The sequence below is a fragment of the Paenibacillus abyssi genome (assembly GCF_014640295.1).
Classification (GTDB): Bacteria; Bacillota; Bacilli; order Paenibacillales; family Paenibacillaceae; genus Paenibacillus_D; species Paenibacillus_D abyssi.
On record NZ_BMGR01000003.1, the window covers coordinates 201267 to 219153 of the forward strand.

The 17887-nt window shown below is 50.7% G+C and carries 18 protein-coding genes; 13 read left to right on the plus strand and 5 right to left on the minus strand.

The window, feature by feature from the left end; translation table 11 throughout:
• Positions 1-97: 97 nt before the first annotated feature.
• On the minus strand, positions 98-973 hold the full coding sequence (locus IEW11_RS05565; RefSeq protein ID WP_188529800.1) for an AraC family transcriptional regulator: 876 nt from the start codon (positions 971-973) through the stop codon (positions 98-100).
• Positions 974-1215: 242 nt separating this feature from the next.
• On the opposite strand from IEW11_RS05565, the gene IEW11_RS05570 reads away from it, so the two are divergent.
• Genes IEW11_RS05570 through IEW11_RS05580 form a run of 3 tightly spaced genes read left to right on the plus strand, consistent with a single transcriptional unit; the run spans position 1216 to position 5045 of the window.
• Positions 1216-2388 (plus strand): galactokinase, encoded by a 1173-nt coding sequence (locus IEW11_RS05570; RefSeq protein ID WP_188529802.1) that lies wholly within the window; start codon positions 1216-1218, stop codon positions 2386-2388.
• A gap of 23 nt (positions 2389-2411) precedes the next feature.
• Positions 2412-3404: a UDP-glucose 4-epimerase GalE gene (gene galE, locus IEW11_RS05575; RefSeq protein ID WP_188529804.1), complete on the plus strand. Its 993-nt coding sequence runs from the start codon at positions 2412-2414 to the stop codon at positions 3402-3404.
• Positions 3405-3437: 33 nt separating this feature from the next.
• Positions 3438-5045, plus strand: a complete 1608-nt coding sequence (locus IEW11_RS05580; protein WP_188529806.1) for a UDP-glucose--hexose-1-phosphate uridylyltransferase — start codon at positions 3438-3440, stop codon at positions 5043-5045.
• Positions 5046-5157: 112 nt separating this feature from the next.
• On the opposite strand, the gene IEW11_RS05585 is transcribed toward IEW11_RS05580, so the two are convergent.
• Complete coding sequence (locus tag IEW11_RS05585; protein ID WP_188529808.1) at positions 5158-5694, minus strand: PilZ domain-containing protein; 537 nt, start codon at positions 5692-5694, stop codon at positions 5158-5160.
• Positions 5695-6020: 326 nt separating this feature from the next.
• Between IEW11_RS05585 and IEW11_RS05590 the strand changes: the two genes are divergently transcribed.
• Positions 6021-6503, plus strand: coding sequence for a hypothetical protein (locus IEW11_RS05590; RefSeq protein WP_188529810.1), 483 nt, complete (start codon positions 6021-6023; stop codon positions 6501-6503).
• Positions 6504-6604: 101 nt separating this feature from the next.
• Here IEW11_RS05590 and IEW11_RS05595 read toward each other — a convergent pair whose 3' ends face one another.
• Complete coding sequence (locus IEW11_RS05595) at positions 6605-6832, minus strand: DUF1128 domain-containing protein (RefSeq protein WP_188529812.1); 228 nt, start codon at positions 6830-6832, stop codon at positions 6605-6607.
• Positions 6833-6976: 144 nt separating this feature from the next.
• Between IEW11_RS05595 and yyaC the strand changes: the two genes are divergently transcribed.
• From yyaC to IEW11_RS05625, 6 genes are all read left to right on the plus strand, one after another.
• The gene (gene yyaC, locus IEW11_RS05600; RefSeq protein WP_188529814.1) at positions 6977-7579 is read left to right on the plus strand and encodes a spore protease YyaC; all 603 of its coding nucleotides are present in this window, start codon (positions 6977-6979) and stop codon (positions 7577-7579) included.
• Between the two features lie 3 nt (positions 7580-7582).
• Complete coding sequence (locus IEW11_RS05605; RefSeq protein WP_308422696.1) at positions 7583-8410, plus strand: alpha/beta fold hydrolase; 828 nt, start codon at positions 7583-7585, stop codon at positions 8408-8410.
• 11 nt (positions 8411-8421) lie between these two features.
• Complete coding sequence (locus IEW11_RS05610; RefSeq protein ID WP_188529816.1) at positions 8422-9072, plus strand: DUF6483 family protein; 651 nt, start codon at positions 8422-8424, stop codon at positions 9070-9072.
• Positions 9073-9082: 10 nt separating this feature from the next.
• Positions 9083-10255 (plus strand): class I SAM-dependent methyltransferase, encoded by a 1173-nt coding sequence (locus IEW11_RS05615; RefSeq protein ID WP_188529818.1) that lies wholly within the window; start codon positions 9083-9085, stop codon positions 10253-10255.
• A 151-nt stretch (positions 10256-10406) separates the two neighbouring features.
• Positions 10407-12086: a histidine kinase N-terminal 7TM domain-containing diguanylate cyclase gene (locus IEW11_RS05620; RefSeq protein ID WP_229724970.1), complete on the plus strand. Its 1680-nt coding sequence runs from the start codon at positions 10407-10409 to the stop codon at positions 12084-12086.
• Positions 12087-12389: 303 nt separating this feature from the next.
• Positions 12390-14495 carry an O-antigen ligase family protein gene (locus IEW11_RS05625; protein WP_188529819.1) on the plus strand — a complete coding sequence of 702 codons (2106 nt, stop codon included), beginning with the start codon at positions 12390-12392 and terminating at the stop codon, positions 14493-14495.
• Positions 14496-14987: 492 nt separating this feature from the next.
• Here the strand turns inward: IEW11_RS05625 and IEW11_RS05630 are convergent, their stop codons facing one another.
• Together IEW11_RS05630 and IEW11_RS05635 are read right to left on the minus strand one after the other, a co-directional pair.
• A complete protein-coding gene (locus IEW11_RS05630) occupies positions 14988-15203 on the minus strand; it encodes a hypothetical protein (RefSeq protein ID WP_308422697.1) in 216 nt (71 codons plus the stop codon).
• 184 nt (positions 15204-15387) lie between these two features.
• On the minus strand, positions 15388-15837 hold the full coding sequence (locus IEW11_RS05635; RefSeq protein ID WP_188529821.1) for a cupredoxin domain-containing protein: 450 nt from the start codon (positions 15835-15837) through the stop codon (positions 15388-15390).
• A 153-nt stretch (positions 15838-15990) separates the two neighbouring features.
• Here IEW11_RS05635 and uptA point away from each other — a divergent pair, with 153 nt between their 5' ends.
• The 3 genes from uptA to IEW11_RS05650 all read left to right on the plus strand — a co-directional run bounded on the left by uptA (position 15991) and on the right by IEW11_RS05650 (position 17883).
• Positions 15991-16599 (plus strand): undecaprenyl phosphate transporter UptA, encoded by a 609-nt coding sequence (gene uptA, locus IEW11_RS05640; RefSeq protein WP_188529823.1) that lies wholly within the window; start codon positions 15991-15993, stop codon positions 16597-16599.
• A 74-nt stretch (positions 16600-16673) separates the two neighbouring features.
• Positions 16674-17240 carry a thioredoxin family protein gene (locus tag IEW11_RS05645; protein WP_188529825.1) on the plus strand — a complete coding sequence of 189 codons (567 nt, stop codon included), beginning with the start codon at positions 16674-16676 and terminating at the stop codon, positions 17238-17240.
• Between the two features lies 1 nt (position 17241).
• Positions 17242-17883, plus strand: coding sequence for an MBL fold metallo-hydrolase (locus tag IEW11_RS05650; protein ID WP_188529827.1), 642 nt, complete (start codon positions 17242-17244; stop codon positions 17881-17883).
• Positions 17884-17887: the final 4 nt, after the last annotated feature.

Below are 17887 nucleotides of genomic sequence, written 5' to 3' on the forward strand. Positions count from 1 at the left end.
GCCGCCGCATGACCGTTCTTTACGGCACAGGAATCGACGGGCTAAGGTCAGGCGAAGCGTTATCATTCACCATGCTGTCCGCTATGCCCGTGATCTGTCACCGCTCTTTCAGCTGTCCCGTGCGCATCGATTCACGGTAAGCGGTCGGCGGCAGGCCGTAAAATCTGCGGAACTGCTTGGAGAAGTATAGCGGATCCTGAAAGCCGACCGATGCGGCGATTTGCTCGACCGTCAGCTCCAGCCGCTCGCGCAGGAGCTGGCGGGCTTTGTCGATCCGCAGCTTTAACAGGAAGGTCACCGGGGACATGCCCGTCCGCAGCTTGAAGATGCGTGATAGGTAGGCCCGGTTGTACCCGAGCGTCTGGGCCATCCGTTCCATGGATACCGGTTCCGCGTATTGGGTGGACAAGTAGTGCACGACCTGCTGTATAAGGTGTTCGCCGCCGTCCCCTCCCGTGCGCACCGCCCCTTCTGATTTCTCGCCCATTGCATCCCCGAATTCCGCAAGCAGCAGCTGCAAATACCCCGCCGCTTGAAGATGCGCAGCGTTACCGGCACGGCGGAAGGCCTGTTGAATGCTGTGCAGCAAAACGCCGATCCGGCGGTTTCGCCCCGTATCGGCGATAGGCCGGGCAGAGCCGAACCCAACAGAATGAACCAGATTAGCTGCTTCCGTACCTGCGAATGCGACCCAACGGTAATGCCAGGGATCGCTTTCATCGGAGGCATAGCTGACAAGCTGCTCCGGCTCGATGATAAAGCTCTGCCCGGCCCGTATCCGGTAATCCGTCTGCCGGCAGGTGAATGTCCCTTCTCCGGATAACACATGGTGCAGCAAATAAAAATCGTATACCTTAGGCCCGAGCTTATGCGAAGGCTTCGTCTGGCTCTCACCCGCGAATAACACATTAAGACTGCCGTGTTCGATGGACACCGGATTGGAAACGACGGAGTATGTAAATTCCTTATGCATTGAAGTGCCCCTTTCCTCCATCCTAAATTAACAACACAAACATAATAATCTCATGATATTATTTACAAAATTTTATCATAACTTATGTATTTCGTCATAAGAAGAAGTCACATTTAGACATGTCAACTTCACATCCGGCCATTTCTTTGCCATCCGGCTTCCTTTATACTAAGAAAAGCAAGAGTTGTTGAGAAGCAATCTGATAGACAATGAAATAATAACGATGAGAGAGTGGTGTGAACATGGCTAACCTACAAGAGCTGACACAACGATTTCTGCAAGTATACGGCGGTACAGAGCAAGGACTGCATACGTTCCACGCGCCGGGGCGCGTCAATCTGATCGGCGAGCATACCGATTACAACGGAGGTTATGTATTTCCCGCGGCATTGACGTTTGGCACGACTCTTCTGATCCGCGAGCGTGACGACAAACTGCTTGGCTTGGCTTCGACGAATTTTGAACTCAAGAAGCAATTTGCGATCGATGAGATCGCTTATGACGAAGCGGACGATTGGATGAATTATCCCAAAGGCATCGTGAACGAGCTGCAATCGCGCGGATATGCGCTGCCTGCCGGTTTTGACCTGCTTTATCATGGCGAAATTCCGAACGGCGCTGGCTTATCCTCCTCTGCTTCCATTGAAGTCGTAACGGCTTATGCGCTGCTGGCACTGAGCGGACATCCGACGGACACGGTGGAAATCGCATTGCTCTCCCAAAAATCGGAGAATGAATTCAATGGCGTAAAATGCGGCATTATGGATCAATTTGCCGTGGCCAACGGAAAGAAGGACCATGCAATTATGCTGATGTGCGACACATTAGCCTATGAGCTGGTGCCGTTTAACAGCGGCAGCTACAAGCTGGTCATCGGCAATACGAACAAACGGCGCGGGCTGGTGGACTCTAAGTACAATGAACGCCGCAGCCAATGTGAGCAGGCAGTGAAAGACCTGCAGGCGCAATTTCCGAAGCTGGAGCTGCTGGGCCAGATTGGCCTGGAGCAATTTAACGCACATGAGCAGTTGATCAACGATGAGATCACCCGCAATCGCGCGCGCCATGTCGTGGAAGAAATTCAACGTGTGGTCCGGTCTGTTGAAGCGCTCAAGCAGGATGACCTGGAAATGTTTGGCCGTTTGATGAACGATTCGCATGACTCGCTGCGCGACCTGTATGAAGTGACGGGGGCGGAGCTCGATGCGATGGTTGCTGCGGCCCGCAAGGTGCCGGGCGTGCTCGGCTCCCGTATGACAGGCGCTGGCTTTGGCGGCTGTACGGTATCGCTTGTGCACGAAGACAGTGTGGATCGGTTCATCGATGAAGTAGGGCGGGAATATAACGAGGTTACCGGGCTGAAAGCGGACTTCTATGTATGCGACATCGGTAATGGAGTAGAGCAATTATCCTAACATAGCGGAGGAGTGGATGAACGATGGCAGTACTCGTAACCGGAGGAGCAGGATATATCGGTTCCCATACTGTTGCTGCGCTGGTTGAGCGCGGCGAAGAGATTGTGGTTATCGATAATTTGCAGCAGGGACACCGCGAAGCGGTGATCGGCGGCAAGCTTTATGTAGGCGATTTAAGAGACGCGGATGTTCTGGACACGGTATTTAAAGAAAACAATATTGATGCGGTCATTCATTTTGCTGCAAACTCGCTCGTCGGCGAGAGCATGAAGCTCCCGGGAAAATATTATCACAATAACGTATACGGAACGCTGTGTCTGCTTGAGAAAATGAATGAATACAACGTCAAAAAAATCGTGTTTTCCTCAACGGCGGCCACATACGGGGAGCCTGAAAATGTGCCGATCGATGAGCTGGACCGCACGGTTCCGACCAATGCTTACGGCGAGACAAAGCTGGCGATGGAGAAGATGATGAAATGGTTTGATACCGCGCACGGCATCAAATTCGTATCGCTGCGTTATTTCAATGCAGCCGGTGCACATGAGAGCGGCCGGATTGGCGAGGATCATGCTCCGGAGACCCATCTGGTGCCGATCGTGCTGCAAGCCGCACTGGGGCAGCGTCCACACATTTCCGTATTCGGGGATGACTATGGGACACCGGACGGCACGTGCATCCGGGATTATATTCATGTAAGCGACCTCGCAGACGCGCATGTGCTTGCCGTCGATCGGCTTCGCGGCGGAGCAGACAGCGCCGTATACAATTTGGGCAACGGGCAAGGCTTCTCTGTTAAGGAAGTCATCGAGATCGCCCGCAAGGTGACAAGCCGTGAGATTCCTATGATCATCGAGCCTAGGCGTGCCGGCGATCCTGCGGTGCTCGTCGCTTCATCAAGCCGTGCCCGCAATGAGCTGGGATGGAATCCGAAACGCAATCAATTAGAAGATATCATCCGCAGCGCTTGGACATGGCATCAGGCTAATCCGGGCGGTTATTCCGCCAAAGACTAACATATCAATCCCAAGAAGAAAGGGGATAGCAACATGACAAAGGAGATCGCCGATGCGGAGAGCTTGGTGGCAGCGCCGACACAGGAGGAAGCGCTGCTCCAAATCGAACAGTTGGTTCGTTTTGGAAGAAAGAACGGTCTAATTGCACCGCTCGATGAGCGGTTTACCCGCAATGCGCTGCTTGATCTATTCCGTTTCACGGAGCCTTATGAGGGCGAGCTGCCTGGGGAAGTGCCGTGCAGTCCGCTCGAACCGCTCGAAGCGCTGCTTGATTACGGATGTTCAATCGGCCTAATTCCAGACAATACGGTCACATGGCGTGACCTTCTCGATGCGCGCATTATGGGATTGATGATGCCGCGCCCTTCGGCGGCAGCGGAAGCTTTCCGGCGTACTGCGGCAGCCGAAGGAATAAAGCGGGCGACGGATGATTTTTACAAGCTGAACATCGATTCGAATTACATCCGGATGGACCGGATCCGCAAAAACAAACAGTGGCTGCAGCCAACGGAATATGGCAGCCTGGAAATAACGATCAACTTATCCAAGCCGGAGAAGGATCCAAAGGAGATAGCGCTGCTGAAGACGCTGCCGCCCAGCCGTTATCCGAAATGCTTGTTATGTGCGGAGAATGTCGGTTATGCGGGACGGCCGGATCATCCGGCCCGGCAAAATTTGCGTGTACTGCCGCTGACGCTTCAGCATGAAGCATGGTTTTTCCAATACTCGCCTTATGTTTATTATAATGAGCACAGCATCGTATTTTGCGGTGAGCATGTGCCGATGAAAATATCCGGAGCCACCTTTGCCCGGCTGATTGATTTCGTAGAGCAGCTGCCGCATTATTTTATTGGCTCGAATGCGGACCTTCCGATTGTCGGCGGTTCCATTTTGAACCATGACCATTTTCAGGCAGGCAACCATACGTTTGCGATGGAAATCGCCCCGGTCGAGGCGATGTTCCGCCATCCGGAGCTGCCTGGCGTGCGTTTTCAAATCGTCAAATGGCCGATGTCGGTCGTGCGAATTAACGGAACCAACAAACAGGAAATGCTGGAGGCTGCTAATTTGCTCCTTGATTCGTGGCGCGATTACAGCGACCCGGATGCCGATATTATCGCCTGGTCACAGCAGCCGAGCGGTGAACGGGTACCTCATAATACGATCACGCCAATCGCCCGGCTGCGGGATAATGGCGAATATGAGATGGACCTTGTATTACGCAATAATCGAACCAGCGATGAGCATCCGGAAGGTATTTTCCATCCGCACCGGCATCTGCATCATATTAAGAAAGAGAATATCGGCCTGATTGAAGTGATGGGACTCGCTGTATTGCCCGGCCGCCTCAGATCCGAGCTCGAACAGATTGCCGCCTATCTGACTGGAGAGGCCCATGAAGAGGCATCGGCGGTACGCACGGCAGGACATCCGCTGCACAGCCATGCGGAATGGATCGAAACGCTGCAGCGCCAGTACGGGACCTCGCTTAATGCAGAGCAAGCCGCGGCAGTCGTTGAGGATGAGACAGGCAAGAAGTTTTTGCAGGTGCTCATGGATGCGGGCGTGTACAAAGGGACGAAAGCGGGTGCGGATGCATTCCGTCGCTTCCTTGCAAGCATAGGATTGCAAGAGGGTTAGCAGAAAAATCCCCTTAAGGCAAGGTTGATCGCCTTAAGGGGATTTTTCTGAAGCTGTTCACTGTGATATGCTGCAGTTCACCGATAAAGAATGCCACTTTCGCTTGTGCTTATTAAGGGGTTAATAAGGCTTGGAATATAAGCTGGTTGAACTTTTTTCGCTCAGCAGGTTCAATATAATCAATCAGGGCGCCGTATCGGCCTGTCTCATCGTTACGGTTCATAATAATGATCTGAAAGAACAATGAATTGGCATTAAATTCAAGCAATATAAAGTAGGTTTGAGCGATTTGCAGCTCATGCCGGCTGGAGATAAACCCGATACCCTGCGAGCTTAAATCAACCACCTCGGCGGCAATGATCGTATCCTTGCTGATCAGTGTCCCCGACATTTGACTTTTAATTTTGGAGGGGAGGCATGCTGTGTCCTCTTCAATAAACTGGGTGGAGGGAACAAAGAAAAATAAATGCTCTCCAGTTACACGAATGAGCCTGCATTCGTAATAACGCTCATCGATGTGACAGGTTACAACATCGCCAACTTCCATGGAACAAGCGGTGAAAGCTACAGCTTCCATCAGCTCGCCGCTCAGACAAATCAGCCCTAGCTCCTGTTGCTCTTCATTGTGCAGCAACCTGATTTTTTTCATGATTCCAACTCCCCATTGATATACGCACAACTATAAAATGGCATCTTTGCCCGGAGTATCAACGATTTCAATCTCCGGATTTCTGCAGATTTACCTTAATCAAGAAACAATTAGTACAATATACCTATTATAATCGAGCCTAAATGACAATACAATCAGGTCCAATCAGGAATTTATTAATCTTGTAAAATATGCGCAGGGTAGATAATATCAGCGGGATATACCCCATGAGGCGATTTTAAACATCACTTGGAGGATTCTTGATGTGATTAACGAATTTATATATGGATAAGTTTAGAAAAAAATAATGAATTGGAGGTCACGGCATGTCATTGCAAATTATGCCGCTTGACGACTTTATGAATTTGGAGACGGAGGAACAAGTCGAAAAGCTGAAAAGATGGAAGATGGATTATACATTAAAGGACATTCGGGAGGTTTGGGGCTTCAAGCATTCCGCACAGTATTACATGCTGCTGAAGAAACTCCGGATTTATGAGCGCGTTGTGAACAAATCGGACAAGTTCTTCCCAGAGCAGATGATGCCGTCCCGAACGGGCTCCGAACCTTATTATGGTTATCAAACGCCTGCTGCTCAGCCGGCTTACAAATTTCGTGAGGATCATTTTGACTACCAGTTGAATACGACGCTTAGCGGCCCGGAGATCGCGGATCGCTTGGAGCGGATCGCCTACTTTTTGAGAGGTGAGCACAAGCAGGTAACGGTACGGCTGACGCTTGCCGCGGAAAGTGAAGATGGACTGGAAAGGGATGAATCCATGGCGATCCGTACAAACTTGAAAGAATAAAACACGACAAAGAAAAACGAGGATCGACAATATCCTCGTTTTTTCATCAATAATAATGTCGAAATGTATTAAATAATGGTATATTATGGATAATATTTATTTTATTTATTTCTTAACCGTCCCAGCTCGGATACGAGTGCCTCGATCTCGCTAATGCTGAAATTATTTTTATCTGCTACTACATCATACAGATCCTTGATATCGTCATACTGCTTCACGTTGAAATGCGAGGCTTGCATCGCGGCCGCTGTAGCCATTTTCAGCTTAGACTTAATCGCCTCTATCATATACTCCACATTCTCTTGGGTCGGTTCGTTTAAATTTGCCATTATTATCATCCTTCCTTGGACTGGTTCCATCGATATTTTAACATGATCGGGGTCACATCGCCATAAATTGCTGCCGCTGCGCAAATTCGATACAATAAAAAGGTAGGATGGATCAGTGATTTGCAGTACAGGAGGCTTCTGCACATGAAACGACTTCGTGTCAGCACCCGTGATGATGAGATAAGAAAACGGCGTACAATAGTAAGGGCGCCTGCAATACAGAATACAAAACGGGAAAGGGCAGACGGTGCCAAGCTCACGCTTTTTTTGGCTTCCATTGCAGAGAGGCATCCCTGTAAAGACGATATTTTATTTCTGTGCATCGGGAGTGATCGCTCTACAGGTGACGCATTTGGTCCTTTGGTAGGAAATCTGCTGCAGGAGCAAGGCTGGCCGCATGTGACAGGAACGTTAAAGCGGCCATGCGATGCGCAGCAATTGTTAACCACTCTGAGTTCCCTTCCCGAGGACAAAGTTGTGATTGCTATAGATGCCTGTTTGGGAAAACCGGAATCCGTCGGCGCTTATCTGGTCGCGCGCGGTCCTCTGATTCCTGCACAGGCATTAGGTACAACAATGCCCGAAGCGGGTAATTATAGTATTGCCGGCGTTGTAAACGTATATGGTCCTAAGCCGTATACAACACTTCAGACGACTTCACTTTTTACTGTTATGCAAATGGCGAAGAGCTTAGCTGAGGCCATACATACTGCATGGCCGCAATCCAACTTTGAATCGAGAGGGTGATTAATGATGAAACCAACGACATTGGCCAATGAAAAAATGGTCATAAGCAGCGGTGGAGAGTTAGCTTTTTATGACAGCGGAGTAAAGGAAAATACAGGCGGGACGGTTATCCTGCTGCATGGCTACTGCGGAAGCTCGGCTTACTGGGAGAAGGTGCTTCCTTATCTTCAAGCTGCAGGCCGGATCATTGCGCTTGATATGAGAGGTCACGGCGCTTCCTTTGCGCCGGAGGATGAAATCTATGCAATAGAAGACTTCGCAGATGACGTTAAACTTCTTATGGATCACCTGAAGATCGAACGCGCTTGCATCATAGGACATTCGTTGGGGGGTTATGTGGCCTTAGCGGCGGCGGAACGCTTTCCACAGCGGTTAAACGGCTTTGCGCTTGTTCATTCAACTGCGCACTCCGATAGCGAGGCAGCCAAAGAAAACCGCGACAAAGCGGCGCAAACGATCCGCGGCGAAGGCATTCGCGTGTTTGTTGACGGATTGGTGCCAAAGCTGTTTGCTCCGGATCATGTGGAGAAGATGGCTTTGGAGGTTGCGAGAATAAAAGAGATCGGTTACGCAACCTCTGTTCATGCTGCAGCAGCGACTGCGCTTGGGATGAAGGAGCGACAGGATCGGAATGCGGTGCTGCGGGAGACAGAGCTTCCAGTGCTGCTGCTGGCCGGTGAAGAGGATAAAGTCATCCCGCCGGAGCGCACCTTCAGCGCAACAGAAGAGCATATCAGTACGGTTGTCCTTGAACATGCGGGTCATATGGGGATGGTGGAAGCGGCTCCTGAACTGGCGTCGGCGCTTGATCGGTTCATTAGGTCGTTGTAGGAGGTAAAACAATGTTTCAGCGTGACTATTTCATGCGTATGATTGAGCAAATGGCCGGCGCGATCGGCCAGGTGATCGGCCTGCGGGAGCGCAAAGAGCATCTGGAGGCGCTGCAGGTGATAGACGAGTTGCTCGATCGGCAGTTCAGGTTGAACTCGCGCCTCATTCATTCTCTGTCGGATAAGGATTTGACGGAGCTTCTTACGACAAACGGCGTGACTGATTTCGCCAGTGTGCAAGCCATCGCCGTGCTGTTTAAAGAAAAGGGGCAAATCTATGAAGAGAAGGGCGAGGAAGGATTAAGCTATATCTTTCGGCTGAAGTCGTTGAACCTGTTCCTGCGGGCGGCCGTTGCGGAATGCGATGCGATCGCAGCCGATCCTAAACAGGAAGTGCGGCTGCTGCTGGCCATGCTGGAGGTGTACGAGCTGCCGCCGGATACGAAAAGGCTGCTGCTGGAGTGGTATCAACTGGATGGCGCTTACGATCAGGCCGAGAATGTACTATATGAGCTGTTGGAGGATGAGGAGATATCGGCTGAGGAAGCCGTCCAATTCTATACCATGCTGCAGTGGTTATCGGATGATCAATTGGAAAATGGCGGTTTGTCCAGAGAAGAAGTAGAAGAAGGCATCCTGGAATTGCAAAAACAAGGAGTGTAACAATAGAGTTATGGATAACTGGAAACCGCAGATCGGTCAATGGATAAAAGAACAATCACTCATTCAGGCGACGCTTAGCCAGCTTCGCCGCAAGGATACGTCTTATTCTCCTAAGACCGTGATCCGTCCTGTAGAGCTCAAGTCGGGTCTGCATTATCAGTTTGAATATCATGAATTGAATAAGGTCACACATGAGAATCTGCTTCCCGAAGAAGCCGCTGATCATGCCGTGCGATTAATGGAAGAGGCATATCGTCAAGGCCTGTTCAAAACAGTTGAAGCCGATGTTCAGCTGTTGATGAGCAAGAAAGGGAAAGCAAGCCTGCTGCGTAAGCCTCCTACGTCCGTGAAAAGCGGAGATACCGCTTTGCATAACCGGCGCAAGCAGCGCGTTCTGGAGGAAGGCACCCCGGTTCCGTTTCTGGTTGAGCTGGGCATCATGACAAAGGAGGGCAGAGTGCACGCACAGAAGCAGGATAAATTTCGCCAGATCAACCGGTTTCTTGAGGTTGTATCGGATGTGCTGCCGCATTTGCCGCAAAATCGGGAAATTACGATCGTGGACTTTGGCTGCGGCAAATCGTATTTGACCTTTGCGCTTTATCATCTCCTTGCAATCGTCCAAAAGAGAGAGATTCGGATTGTCGGTTTGGATCTCAAGCAGGATGTGATTGCTTTCTGTTCCAGCTTGGCGGATACGTTGGGTTATGAGCGGCTGCAATTCTTGCATGGAGATATCGCGGATTACGAAGGTCATTCGGAAGTCGATATGGTCGTTACCCTGCATGCCTGTGATACGGCTACTGATGCCGCCTTGGCAAAAGCGGTGCGCTGGGGAGCATCCGTTATTTTGTCTGTGCCCTGTTGTCAGCATGAGCTGTTTGGACAAATCTCCAATGACATGTTAAAGCCTATCCTGTCTCATGGATTATTAAAGGAACGGTTTTCCGCGCTTGCTACGGATGCGGTTAGAGCGCAACTGCTGGAGGTTATCGGCTACAGGACCCAGATGGTCGAGTTTATCGATCCGGAGCATACGCCTAAAAATTTATTAATCCGGGCCTTTAGGAGCAGCTTGCCAACTCAAGAGAAGCATTGGCGAGAATATACTGCATTCCGGGACTCTTTATGTCTGAATCCCTACTTAGAGAGAACTTTGCATGACTTATTGCCTAAAGATTGATTAAAAATCAGCTGTTTTTAGCATAAAAACAAAGAATTCCAAGCTCTTTGTGATTGTGTACAAAAAACATAGTGTGATAAGATATATACCATAGTGTTTTAGGCTGGTCCCAGGTTTAGTATGATTACTTATTTTGAATGGGTGAACGGTTTTGGGACTCATCATTTGGTTGGAATTCACGATCTTTTTATTCATGCTGTTCATGTTTGCCTGTGTGTTTATGTTCAATACAATCACAGTATTGCATAAAGTGTATCTTTTGTTTCATTTTTTGATGATGCTGTGGCCTTTGTGCCAATTCGCCGTTCAAACCACCGACAACCCCCAATATCAGCTTTTTTACATCACCGTTTCGTTTGTCGGCTTGTCCTTGCTCGGTGCAGGGTGGCTGATCTTTGCCATTTTTCTCACAGGTCAATCTTATTTTCTGGGTCATAGGTCGATATTCCTTATCTCTCTTCCCTCTTTGCTGTCCTCGCTCGGGGTGATCGTCAATCCGGGTGATCTGTTTATGGGGACAATTAATGGTACGTACGCACTACGGGAGTACGGACCGCTTTTCTGGTTTTTGATTGCAACATTGGTTTTTTATGGCATTGTATCCTTCAACCATTTGATCAAAACGTATATTTCGGACATTACATCGCGTCATAAGGCACAGATTAGAGTGGCGGCGATCGGGATGTTGATATTGGCGGGCTTTGCGTCGGCGGATGTAATAGTAAATGTTGTTTTTGGTTCTAGGTTTTCGTTAATTGCAGGCTTAACATCCCTCGGCATCCTGTTGTCTGGATTCTGTTTTTTAATGGCGATCCAACGCTATAAGATGTTCAATATTGTAGAGGTTGCACAGCAGGGCATCCTTGACAGCATCAATACCGGGATTATCGTTCTTAACCAATATGACGTCGTGCTCGAGGTCAACAAGGTGATTCGTCCATATGTGGATATCCGTATTGGAGACCGGCTGGACATGGAGCAATTTCTCGCTCCGCTGCAGATTGAAGGCGATTTACAAGCGTTTATGGAGGCTTATTACAGTCAGCCGCCTCAGCGGGCTCTGATTGAAGTGACCATGAAAAGAGGCAGTTATCAACATGCGTCAATCTATGCGGCACCGATCTTTGACCAATATTTATCGATGATCGGCCGGGTAATCACTTTTCAAGATGTCAGTCAGCTGCGCCGTCTTGTCGATGCCTCCCATCGGCATAATGAAATGCTGCAGGAGCGTAACCGCACATTGATCATTATGCAGGACGATTTGTACAAAGCGAACCAGAAACTGGAGCATATGGCGATCACGGACAGCTTAACAGGGTGTTATAACCGGCGGTATCTCATGCAGCAGCTGGAGCATGAAGTGACAACGAATATAAGGTATCAAATTCCGTTTGCGATATTTTTATTCGATATTGATTATTTTAAAGGGATTAACGATACTTACGGTCATGTGGCCGGTGATGAAGTGATACGCAGTACGGCAGAGATTGTTCAGAGCGCTTTACGTCGAACCGATATTCTTGCGAGATACGGGGGCGAGGAATTTACGGTTTATCTGCCCCACACGAACAGTGAGCAAGCGGAGATTCTGGCGGATCGGATCAAGAAGTCTATTGAGCGGAACGTCATCTCGATAGGGGGCGGCCAGAAAAAAGTGTCCGTTACAATTAGCATGGGCGTGTTGGCCATTGAAGCTTATGAAAAAACAGGGATAGAAGATCCCAAAGCATATCTTCGTGAATTGTTTGCGCAAGTGGATTCGGCCCTGTACGAGGCAAAGAACGGCGGGCGCAATCAAATTGTAAATGCAAGCATGGTGCACAATTAAGGCGGCTCCTTTCAGGAAGCTGCTTTTTTGTGCATTTCAGCATTTGCTCTTCACGAGGATCGGGGCAGCAGACGCCAACATTATGTGTTTCCGGGTAAAACAGGTTTTACGCTCGCTAGTTTGGACTATCCTAGTATAATGAGTGGTGTAATAGAATCTCGCGCTGTAAAGACGGCGAGAGCCGTTTCATGTTTACGACAAGATTCTCTTATTTCCCGGGAAATCGACAGAATGGCGTGTTATTAAGAGACTTCGATTGCAAATCATTATGTAAAGGATGCGGTTTATGGTGGGACTGTCTTGGTGAATATACGGCTAGCTTATGCTGCACTGGGTGTCGGAGTCGTATTAAGCTATGCGGTTTATCGCTATGGAATGTATTTTGATGTCTCGTTGTATCGGTTGGAAATTATTTTATATGTCCTGGCTATTAGTGTTATTTTGGCCATAGCCGTATCCGGTTTTGTTATGCCTTTAAATCATCTGGGTAAATATCGCAATGTGCTGCTGGTAACGTGTGCGCCGTTTTTGATTTCGGCTTGTTATGTGATTCAGTTTGCAGGGACGCCGGTCTCGATGCTGGGCTCGCTCGAACAAGCGCTCCGCTGGGCAGCGTACGGCGCTTTTTTGATGGTGCTGCTGTTCATTGGCCAAATCGGACAATCTTATAAAGGGATTGAATTCGGACTGCATGGCGCGGGCGTTTTTATCGGATGGGGATCACTTGCCGGGTGGATGGGATGGTCAACATTTCCGGATATCGTGATGTACACCGGAGATGAGCAGCTTTCGTCTGTAGGTGCGAGGCTTGCGGGCTTTTTTCAATATCCGAATATGCTGGGCGCGGTGTTATCCGCGTTTCTCGTGTGGTATTGGCTGCGGATGCTGGCCGCTCAAACGTGGCGGGCTTTTTTGTTTCTCATGGCACAAGTGATTCCCGTCGGGCTTACACTGCTGCTTACTGAGTCGCGAGGGGCATGGGTTGCCCTTGCTATCGGGTGGGCTGCGGGGTTGCTGCTGACCGGGCGCGAAGGCAGGAAAAAGTGGATTTTGTATTCTGGCTATACGATGGCGGCAGCTGCCGCTCTGTATCGAAATACTGTAGGAGCAGGCGCCGGCATCGCGGCAGTTGATCGTGATATGCGGGCCGAAGGGGTGACGCTGTTCGTATTGCTGGCAGCGTGCTTTGCAGGATTTGCTGTATTGCGATTTATTATGTTAAAAGGTGGATTTGACGGGGTTTGGCGGACTTCTATCTGTGGGATTGCCTGCGCTGCTGCTTTCGTAACGCTGCTTCCGGCCTCGATTCAAGGAAGGCTGGGGGGCGGGCATTATGAAACAGCCGGCGCGCGCAGGTTGTTTTATGAGGATGCTTGGCGTCTGTTCAAGGAGGCGCCTTGGTTTGGCAGGGGCGGAGACGTTTGGCGGCTGCAGTTTCTGCGGATTCAGCAGCAGCCCTATGTCGGCAATGAGGTGCATAGCGGGTATTTGGATATGTTGCTTGAGCTTGGCGTCATCGGATTCGCTTTGTTCTGTATTATGCTGACCATGCTGCTGCTGCGCCTCTGGAAATTGAACCGGGAAGGGTTGATTCCGGCAGTTGTACTGCTATCGCATGCGGCGATCGATTTTGATATGGCTTACGGGTTTTATTGGCTGCTTCTGTTTGCATTTATCGCGTATTTCGTGACGGCACCGTCGTTCAGGGAGCCCTTTGCCCGTGAACCAAGCGAAGCATTTACGTTAATGTTAAGAGGCGGCGCACTCCGCAGCAGCCGCATCGCTGTCAGCGTGCTGGCTGCAACGCTCGCCGTGGTGCTGCTGGCCGCAGCCGTTTATGCCGGCGTGCGGCTCGATGGGGCGCGCCAAGCGCGCGAAGCCGCAAGCGCGGCCGCCGGCGCCGCGCGCGAATCTGCGCTGCGCGCGGGGCTCGAAGCGAATCCGTATTCGACGCGGATTCGCCTCGATCTGGCGCCGCTCGCCCCGCCGCAGGAGCGGGCGGAGCTGCTTTCAGCAGGACTGCGCTATGAACCGCAGTCCGCGCTGCTGCTTTGGGAGCTCGGCAGAACGTATGCCGAGCTCGGGGATGTGCCGCAGGCCGAGGAGCTGCTGCGCGAGGCACTGCGGCTGGACCGCTTCGATAAGGCGAAGCAGACCGAAGCGGTGCAGTTGCTCACGCGGCTCGCGCTGGAGCTGCGCGATGCCGGGCGCCAAGCCGACGCGCGCCTTGCGGCGCAGGCGGCGCTGTCACTGTATGGGGCGTACGAGGCGCTGGACCGGGAGGTCCAAGCTATGGTACGCCTGTCCAATGACCGCCGTTTCGAGTTGACGGCGGCAGCGCGGACGGCGGCGGAGTTGTCCCGCAAGCTGCTTGAACAGACCGATCCGAGCTTGATCAAGCCTGAATAGCCATAAAAAAGGCAGCTGCCACGGGAGTTTGTCCTCGGTCCACTCTTGGCTTTCTCTTCGGAAGGTCAGTCGCTGACCCGCCGGACAAACCCGGCTGTCTTCCTCAGTCAGGTAGGTCCAGTTGTCGATCTTGCTATTCGACGTACAAAAGAAGCCTCTCCTTTGTTCATGTTTGGTCGTACTTACATGTTAACAAGGAAAGGCTTTTTTTTGTTTGTTTTTAGGAAAGAAACGGTTACGCCTAAACGAAGCGGATCGAATGATTCTGGAGAAGCTTCGCCTTTGTTCCCGGATTCCCACCTCGGCCTATTCATGCAAGGGAATCCGGGAACAACAGCGATCGGAAGAACATTCGACTGCGCAGTGAATGCGGTAAAACCAAAGCTTTTAAGACAAAGGAGCTATCCCATCGTCATCATCGATGACTTATGGGAGAGCCCTCGCTTCGTAAGCATATACTTATCGGACATCCTCACCCCTTTTATGCTGCTTTTATCCGCCAAATGCTTCCCGGAAGGCCTCGCACAACCGTTTGCGGTCAACGTTCAACAGTTCAGCCATTTCGGCGCTGACGTTATCGTCCCACCAGTTGGCCAGCAGCTTGCGGTTGCTGTGATTTTCCGTAATCCATTGAAGATTAAGGATAACCTTCTTGAAGTATAACTGCTCGGCCGATTCCAGACGATCCTGGGGAACCCAAAGCTTCAACCGCTTGATGGCCCGATAAAGCTCATTGCTGCAAGCGCGGCGGATTTTGCGGGCGGTCGGATATTGGGGCTGATGCTTTTCGTTTGTTGGCTTGATAGCGACCCTCTCCTCTCCACTATATAGGTATGCTGCCTGTATAGGTGTGGCTACAATTGAGGGAGGGGCTATTGTATATTACCGCTTTTTATTCTTGTACTACGAGGTAGCCAACCATTGGTCCGCCGTGCTTCATTTCGGTGTGGGTCAGACAAAGGATCGGGTAGGTGCCGGGCTGATCGGCGGTAAAGCGGACGACGGTGGTTTGGCCCTTCTTCACTTCACCTTTCACATTGAGCCCCTCGATCACAAAAGGATGGCTCTGTCCGTTAATCCCCGTAATGTTCAACTGGATTAACTCGCCGCGCTGAACGACGATCGTTCCGGGATCAAAACGGTAGATTTCAAGTTCTTTGCCGTCTGCCGTTTTGGTTTTAAATTCGGTCGTGATCAAATGGATAACGCGCTCCGTACCCGGCGTGCTGCTTGCCGTTTTGGTCTGATCCCATCGCAGATAGGCGGCCGCCATAATTACGACAAGCGCGAGAATGGCGAACAGGCGAATCTGCTTTTTGCTAATTACAAACACTTTGGACATGACGAACACCTCGTTTTTCTTGTATCGTTCTCACAGCTAGTCTATGCTTGGGCTTGTCAAGGCATGACTCCTCTTGAAGGAATGTCTCGCGATAGGTTAGAATACGTTAACGGTAGTACATATTAAATTTAAAATGGCAGGTGCGGGAAAGTGATGGATTGGATTTCAAATGTTGTCCATTTGCTGTTTGAATGGATTCAGCAGCTCGGTGTGTTCGGGGTTATGCTTGGTCTTATGGTCGAAGTCATTCCAAGTGAAATCGTACTGGCATACGCCGGCTATCTGGTGAATCTGGGCAGCGTATCGTTTTTGGGCGCAGTCGTGTTCGGAACGATTGGAGGAACGTTGGCGCAGTTGTTCGTGTATTGGATTGGCCGGTATGGCGGACGTCCTTTTCTGGAGAAATACGGGAAGCACCTCCACATCAATAAGAAGCATTTGGACCTGTCCGAGGAATGGTTTAACCGTTATGGCACAGGCATGATTTTTTTCGCCCGGTTTGTTCCCGTGATCAGGCATGCGATCTCGATTCCTGCCGGTATTACCCGGATGCCGCTTGGGAAATTTACGCTTTTAACGACATTGGCGGTTATTCCCTGGACGATTTTGTTTGTTTATCTAGGCATGCAGCTTGGCAAGCAGTGGGAGCTGATTGACGAGAAGGCAGCGCCTTATGTCCAACCGGCCATTCTTGGAGCCATTGCGCTTGCGATCGTTTATTTCATGATCAAATTTTTGCGAAGCAGAGGAAAAACGGTCTAACCGGTTCCGATTGTAGAAATCACTGCGGTTTTGTTACAATAACAATAAAAAGATGGACGAGGAGAGAATCGGGAATGGGTAAAAATGTGAGTGAGAAGCTTAACAAAGGGATTAGCCCGCAGCAATTTATCGACGGCATGACGCGCAACAAGGAAACGTTTGTTTCCCTGTATGAGCAATTCGAATGGCCGAATGAGGAAGAGAAGGAGTTCTTCGAATCGCTGAACAACCGCGATGATCTGCGCTGTCTCATCCTGATGGCGGACTGGTGTGGAGATGTAGTGAAAAATATTCCGGTCGTGTTCCGTGCTTTGGAGATCAGCGGCGTGCCAACTGAAGTGCTGATCAAGGAAGAGCATCAGGATACGATGCAGCAGTTCCTGACGATGGGCGGCGAAGCAGTGCCGATCGTTATTATCGCCGATACCGGCGGATTTGTATTGGGGCAATGGGGTCCGCGCCCGTCCCACGTTCAAGAAGCGATGACAGCCTTCAAGCTGGCGAACCCCGATCGGGAAGCGCCGGATTATCAAGAAAAGCTGGCTGAAGCACGGCAGGAAATGGGCCGCCGTTACGGGGAAGGCACCGGTTATCAAGCGGTTATTCTGAAAGAGCTGCGCGAGCTCATTTCCTCGTTATAAGATGATGAATATTGAAACGTTCGTATTAGGGCCGCTGCAGACAAACGCCTACCTCATTACAGAGGAATCCGGAAAACATGCCATTGTAATCGATCCGGGCATGAATCCGAAAAAGCTGCTCGAGCGGATTCGGGAGCGCGGTGTGCAAGTAGAGGCGATTCTGCTGACGCATGCGCATTTTGATCATATGGGCGGCGTGGAGGAAGTTCGCAAAGCTTGCGGCTGTCCGGTCTATATTCATGACTTGGAAGCCGATTGGCTGACGGATCCCCGCAAGAACGGGTCGATGCGCTGGAGCGATGTGACGGAACCGCTGTCGACCGGGCCTGCCGAATACGCATTGGACGAAGGCCAGGTTTTGAAGCTGATCGGGCTGGAGTTTCGCGTATCCCATACCCCGGGCCATTCGCCGGGCAGTGTAAGCTTTTTGTGCGGCACGCATCTGTTCTCAGGGGATGTACTGTTCCGCCAATCAGTGGGCCGGACGGATCTGCCGGGAGGCAGCGAACGGGATCTGTTCGACTCCATTCGCGGCAAGCTGTACAAGATGGATCCGCAGGTTAGGGTGTATCCCGGCCACGGACCGCAGACGACAATCGGTTATGAAATGATAAATAACCCCTATGTAGCCCAGCAATCCTGATCGG